We start from the raw sequence: 5,984 nt of genomic DNA, 5'->3' as shown, positions 1-5,984 counted from the left end.
TTAAACTATATCGAGCGGAACATCGAATCAGGCAATCTGGCCGAGGACGTCTCGATTGCGCAAAGGCAAGTGGATGCGATGGAAGGCATGATTAACGGCGCACTGGATATCTGCCGCCTCGAGTCCGGCACCTGGCATGTAGAAATTCAGGAGGTGGTGCTGCCTTCCCTTTTACACGGCATAGTTGTGGATACGCAGCCGCTGGCCGGAGCGAAGGGGCTGAAGTTAAGACTCCATAGCCGACCCTATCTGGTCCGTACGGATCGACATGCGTTGGACAGGATCGTCCGAAATATGGTGATCAATGCGGTCCGTTACACGCCTTCCGAACAGGGAGGAAAGAAGGGACATATTCTGGTGAGTTGCCAGAGGCGTGGCAACCGCATAAAGATAAGCGTCTGGGACAACGGGATCGGTATCCCGGAAGGTAGACAAGGGGATATCTTCAAAAGCTATGTACAGGTCGATAATCCCGAGAGGAATCATGAAAAAGGGTTCGGACTAGGTCTGTCCATTGTCCAGGGTCTCGCGAACCTTCTTGGTCACAAACTGGACGTGGACTCGACACCCGGGCGGGGATCGCGTTTTTCGGTAACGGTCCCCTTCATAGGACTCATACCGCCAGAATTGCTCGAGGTTCAAACGGTTGAAAACGGCGACCCGGACTTGACCAATATGGTAGTGGCGATCATCGAGGACAATAGCGACTTAAGAATCGAAATATCGATGCGCCTGATCGAGCATGGATGCTATGTCGTGGCGGGAGCATCATCATGCGACGTCATCGAGCAGTTGCGCATTGAGGCTTTGGCGAGTGGTCCGCACTTCATCCTCTCGGACTACCGGCTGGAAAACGAGGACGGTGTGGCTGCGATTGCGGCGGTCCGCGCTGCTACTGACGCTTCGATTCCTGCGATCCTGTGGTCGGGGGACACCTCGTCCGCTGTGCTCAAAAAAGTAGCCGCCAGTGGCATGAAGCTTTTGTCGAAACCGGTTTCCGAACAGACCTTGTTGACCATACTTGCAAAACATAAGCCAAAGACATCGATCGAAGGCGCGTGAACGTGATGGCAGCGGAACATAAAGCGTGGTGTAGCAGAGATCTTCACGACAGCCGCTTATCTGGTCCACTTCCACCCAGCTCGGCATTGACTTTGAGCGCAGCTTCAACGCGGTTTCTGACTTGAAGTTTGTCGTAAACAACACAAGAAACCTGTCTGACATGTCCCTCGGAGACGTTAAGCTCTCTTGCGATCTGTTTCCCTGAGAGGCCACGTGCAATGCAACGCGCCAGGTCCCACTCTCGCGGAGAAAGTCCAAGATGGTGCTGATTCTGGCTAGCTGCGGGCGCTTGTGTCGAGCAGGCAAAGCGCAGCAAGACTTCTTCCGGAATCCAGAGTTCACCTCCTAAGATCCTGCTCAGTCCAATGAACATTTTCTTGTGCGCACCTCCTTTCAGAAGAATTCCTCGAGCGGCGTAGTCACGCATGCACATCCGTAGAATTTCAACTTCATGATCGTTTCCAGGAGCGAGTCCCGTGCAGATAACCACGGGAACATTGGATGGATTTCCCGCTTGGAAACGTTCAAGTGTCGTGGCGCCACGGTTCTCACCATCCAGATTGAGATCCAGGAATACGAGGTCCGGGGGAGGTGTCTTGTTTACTTCCTCAAGCGCGCTGGCAAGCGTAAATACGGGCGTGATTTCGATTGGGATTGCGCTCAACTCCGATGCGTGTGTTTGGACATATTCGGCAAGAGCAACGCAAAGAATTTCGTGGTCATCGACCCATAGGATTTTCATGGCCGCTTCTCCTCTTTATACTTCAGAGAAAAACAATCGATCGCGCGCTACGTTGGTGCGCAGCACCGCTTAATAGCTAACTTGAACACGGGCATTCTCCGGCCGTCAAAATGTGTGCCTCATGCGTCGCGGTATTCGCGTCCCCAGACTTCGGGTCGATGGGGCCGATAGCAGTTTGGGTAGTTGGGCGCCGCACTCGCACAGGCATGGAACGCCGCGGGGTAAGTTAATGCGGCGCACTTTCAGGCGGCGCTGCAGCAGCGTCGACAGCATCGTGCGATCGTGCAAACCTTTCAGCGTCTTCATCGCCTGCTTCGCCTCGTTGCTAGTCTAATTCTTGCCGCACGCGAGCAAATGAGCGGGCCGGCGGCGCGACATATTGAAGAGGATACATCGCGTCCCGGAAGGGAGGGGCATCAGAGGAGGAACTTTACGGGTGAATGCGCGACCATCGGCAGTCGGTCGACATGGGCCAGTTGCATCGGACTGCAGCCGGCCATAGACGAGCCGCATTGAGGTTGCGTCGACCGGCTGCACCATGATGAACCCGTGTCGCATACCCAGCATCACCGCTTCGGTGCGGCTCGTTACGCCCAGCTTGCCGAAAATGGAGGAGAGGTGGAATTTCACGGTGCTGTCGGAGATGGCGAGTTGGCGCGTGATTTCCTTGTTGCCGAGCCCTTCGGCGAGCATCGCCAGCACTTCGATCTCCCGTGAAGTCAGGGCTTCATTGTGCACTGCGGACGCCATCCCGCCAGATTACGCCACTTGAAGGAATGCGATGTCGCCCGTGCACCCATCGTCGACAATGCGTGCGAACATACTGAAGCCGGTAAGACACAAGGTGGGTTTCAATCCATTCTGACGACGGACAGTCGATGCGCATACGTTTTCCTGACAAAGAGATTGCGATTCCACTTTCTGTGTTGTCCGTAACGCAGATAATCGGCTGGGGGACCGTAGGGCTGCCGTCAATCGTTGGAAGGCAGATGGCCAGCGATTTGAAAATGGACATTTCATACGTCTTCGCGGCGAGTTCCGTGCTGTATGTCGTCATGGGGCTCTGGGCTCCGTTTCTGGCCAAGGTCTTTGCCCGGTTCGGGGCGAGGCGCGTCATGATCGGCGGCACGATCTTGTCTACCCTCGGTTTCCTGTTGCTTGCTGTGTGTCGTGGGCCTCTTTTGTATTTCTCCGGCTGGGTAGTGCTTGGAACGGCGGGGAGTGCCACGCTCTCGACAGCGGCCTATATCATGCTGAACGAACTTGCCGGCCCGAATGCGAAACGCGCGATCGGCGCCCTTATGTTGATAACGGGCTTATCGAGCAGCGTTTTCTGGCCAGTTGCATCACTCCTCGCGAAGGCAGTCGGATGGCATGCGACCTGTGCGGTTTACGCGGGGATGCTGATGTTGATATCCCTGCCGCTCTACGTGTTTGGACTTCCCGCGTCTGTGCCGCCCAAAGATCAATATCGGCATAGGGTTTCCAACTCAACACCCAGCGCGCCTGCTCGGAAAGGCACGTTCTACCTGATTGCGACAGCGATCACATTGAATGCGTTCGTCACATTCGGGTTCAACGCTATATTTATCGAGCTACTCAAAGCCGCGGGGTTGCCGGCAATGCAAGCCGTAGCCTTTGGCTCTGCACTCGGCGTCATTCAGGTGAGTGCACGGGCAGTTGATTTTCTTGGCGGCGCCAGGTGGGATGGGGTATCAACCGGCATTTTTGCGGGAATTGTTCTACCCCTGTCGATGGCGTTGCTCGTCTTGGACTACGGCTCGCACACTGCCGTTGCGGTCTTCGTGGTTCTCTACGGTTTAGGGAGCGGATCTCTCGCGGTTGCACGTGCAACGATACCGCTGGTGTTCTATGACAAGGCAGATTACGCCTCGGCGGCATCGCGTATCGCGCTCTCCCTCAATGTGATTTCGGCGGCCGCACCGCCGTTTTTCATTGCGCTGTTGAGCAGGTTTGGGAACGCCGTCTTGCTGGAGGTTGCCATTCTGTGTTCCGGAACGGCATTGATTCTGCTGTTGATTCTCACGCGCCGCAGACCCCGGTTAGATAGCGCCGCACCAGCAGCATGAAATTTGATGCCGCTCGGCGCGCGCACGCCCGTCATGCGTCGAACGTTCGCGCAACCGTAACCGGAGGAAACTAACGAATGCCGAATGACGAACGCACCAGGATAATTTACGGCAGGACGCCGGAATCAGCAGCCATGTTGGCAAACGTCAAACGAGCGATGGCGATCACCGCCACACTTAACCGGTTGACGTTCAACGATGCGGACGAAATTCGGACCTTGTTCAGCGAACTTATCGGTAAAGATGTGGACAAGAGCTTTTTACTGATCCCTCCGTTCTATACGGCAGGTGGGGACGAAATCCGCGTCGGGCACAATGTCTTCATCAACCAGAACTGCACTTTCTATGACCTTGGTGGCCTCGACATCGCAGACGATGTGATGATCGGGCCGAACGTGAGCATCATCACGTCGGGCCACCCCCTCGAACCCTCGCAGCGACGCGCCGCTACGATCGGAAAGCCCATCGTGATTGAGAAAGGCGTGTGGATCGCGGCCGGCGCGACCATCATCGGTGGCGTAACAGTAGGCGAGAATTCGGTCGTCGCGGCAGGGTCGGTAGTCACGAGGGACGTTCCCCCGAATACCCTTGTCGGCGGAAATCCGGCGCGGGTCATTCGTTCGATTGCTGACTAAGGGGGCGTGCGCAAGAGGTCGATTCCGGCGCTAGAAAAGTTCATCGGGAATTGGCGGAAAACCTGGCGATGTGAAAGGTTCGGCCAGGATCAGTCATTCGACAGGGTCTCCCGGATCGCCGACAATCCATACATCGAGGCATTCGACGAATGTATGGTGCCAGTCAACATAGGCGGAGGAACCCTTGAGTCAACCGATGACCGACCTTGACACGCTGCTCGCGTCCATGCGTCCCGAGTTAAACAACGGCGTTTACGTGTTCTCGTCGATTCCGCTGCATACCGATATCAAAGCGTTGCTTCCGGTCGCGACATTCCGTGAGCGGGAGGGATTAACGCTGATCGTAGATGAGGCAACGGCGCAACGAGAAGGACTGCAGATACTGTTTCGTGCTGCCTGGATTACCCTCACCGTGCATTCCGACCTGCAGGCGGTAGGGTTGACCGCGGCATTCGCAAAAGCGCTCGGTGACGCTGGTATCAGCTGCAACGTGGTCGCAGCGGCCTTTCACGATCATATTTTTGTACCATTCGAGTCCGCAGGGAATGCAATGGCGCAGTTGTCTCGCTTACAGAGTCTTGCGCAACAGAATATCTTGCCCGCCGTGGATTGATCCCGCTTGCGGTTTGCTGATCCCGAACATCTCGACACCCTCGTCAGTGAAGTGATGGAGGAGTGGCAGGTCCCCGGCCCGGCACTGGTGCGCGGCTCGTTTCCTCAGCGTAGCTGAATGTGCTCCACAAGCCACTATGCCCATCCCGCCTACGGCCGCGTAACGATCGAAGCGGCGGGTGATGCGCTTGCATTTCGCTATCGCGGCATGTCGGGCGCGTTAATTCATCGTCACTACGGCGTGTTCGAACTCGACGAGCAGCCGGAAACGCTGCAGCCGACCTATCGTCCCGATCCTTATCGTGAGCGCGTCTTCGCGATTCGCGAGCTGAAAGGCAGCCGCGTGGAGTTTGTTCGCGACGAAGGTGAGGTAATCCGTTGGCGATCCACCGTGTGCTGTTTTCACAACAGGCGGCACCAAAATATTATTTAACACACACCGTCGCCGGATTTTGATAGCCTTAGTCGTGGCAGAGGAAGAGCATCCAACGACAGGAGGACTTCGCCATGCTGAGGTGGATTGCAAACTGGGCTTTGCACAATGCGCTCACGCCGGAGAAACAAGCGGAACGAGCGTTACGAGAACTGCGGCTGGAGCTTTTCCAGGCGGAGCAGCGCATCCTTGATGCGCAGTTGCATGCGGATTACTACCGTGCTCGTCTGGCCTTTTGCGAAGAGGTCATAAAAAACGGTATTGAGCAGGTGGCGGATCAACGCAAAGGTCAACAGGAAACCTCACAAGTGTCGCGGCTGGGACTCAAACTCACAGCAGCTCAATAGCGAGTCGAGCAGAGACATACAGTCCGCGCACCGCGTGCAGGACGTAAAAGCGGCCGCACCTAA

Annotated in this window: 8 protein-coding genes; 6 read left to right on the top strand and 2 right to left on the bottom strand. The window is 56.1% G+C overall.

Annotation, left to right across the window (positions count from 1 at the left end):
* A partial coding sequence (locus tag PQQ96_RS41390; RefSeq protein ID WP_408303100.1) for an ATP-binding response regulator occupies positions 1 to 1,062 on the top strand: 1,062 nt, incomplete at its 5' end.
* A 43-nt stretch (positions 1,063 to 1,105) separates the two neighbouring features.
* On the opposite strand, the gene PQQ96_RS41385 is transcribed toward PQQ96_RS41390, so the two are convergent.
* Entirely contained in the window at positions 1,106 to 1,804 is a 699-nt protein-coding gene (locus tag PQQ96_RS41385) for a LuxR C-terminal-related transcriptional regulator (protein WP_408303098.1), read from the bottom strand.
* A 330-nt stretch (positions 1,805 to 2,134) separates the two neighbouring features.
* The gene (locus PQQ96_RS41380) at positions 2,135 to 2,542 is read right to left on the bottom strand and encodes a response regulator transcription factor (protein WP_408303096.1); all 408 of its coding nucleotides are present in this window, start codon (positions 2,540 to 2,542) and stop codon (positions 2,135 to 2,137) included.
* 140 nt (positions 2,543 to 2,682) lie between these two features.
* Between PQQ96_RS41380 and PQQ96_RS41375 the strand changes: the two genes are divergently transcribed.
* The 5 genes from PQQ96_RS41375 to PQQ96_RS41355 all read left to right on the top strand — a co-directional run bounded on the left by PQQ96_RS41375 (position 2,683) and on the right by PQQ96_RS41355 (position 5,921).
* Positions 2,683 to 3,894, top strand: coding sequence for an MFS transporter (locus tag PQQ96_RS41375; RefSeq protein WP_408303094.1), 1,212 nt, complete (start codon positions 2,683 to 2,685; stop codon positions 3,892 to 3,894).
* A gap of 77 nt (positions 3,895 to 3,971) precedes the next feature.
* Positions 3,972 to 4,529: a sugar O-acetyltransferase gene (locus tag PQQ96_RS41370; protein ID WP_408303092.1), complete on the top strand. Its 558-nt coding sequence runs from the start codon at positions 3,972 to 3,974 to the stop codon at positions 4,527 to 4,529.
* A 184-nt stretch (positions 4,530 to 4,713) separates the two neighbouring features.
* Positions 4,714 to 5,142 carry an ACT domain-containing protein gene (locus tag PQQ96_RS41365; RefSeq protein ID WP_408303090.1) on the top strand — a complete coding sequence of 143 codons (429 nt, stop codon included), beginning with the start codon at positions 4,714 to 4,716 and terminating at the stop codon, positions 5,140 to 5,142.
* A gap of 117 nt (positions 5,143 to 5,259) precedes the next feature.
* Positions 5,260 to 5,574 carry a hypothetical protein gene (locus PQQ96_RS41360; protein ID WP_408303088.1) on the top strand — a complete coding sequence of 105 codons (315 nt, stop codon included), beginning with the start codon at positions 5,260 to 5,262 and terminating at the stop codon, positions 5,572 to 5,574.
* A gap of 74 nt (positions 5,575 to 5,648) precedes the next feature.
* Positions 5,649 to 5,921: a hypothetical protein gene (locus PQQ96_RS41355; protein WP_408303086.1), complete on the top strand. Its 273-nt coding sequence runs from the start codon at positions 5,649 to 5,651 to the stop codon at positions 5,919 to 5,921.
* Positions 5,922 to 5,984 lie beyond the last annotated feature (63 nt).

Origin of the sequence: Paraburkholderia sediminicola, from assembly GCF_046027825.1 — a bacterium.
Taxonomy (GTDB): domain Bacteria; phylum Pseudomonadota; class Gammaproteobacteria; order Burkholderiales; family Burkholderiaceae; genus Paraburkholderia; species Paraburkholderia sediminicola_D.
Note: the sequence above shows the minus strand (reverse complement) of the source record. Positions and strands in the feature narration are given on the sequence as shown.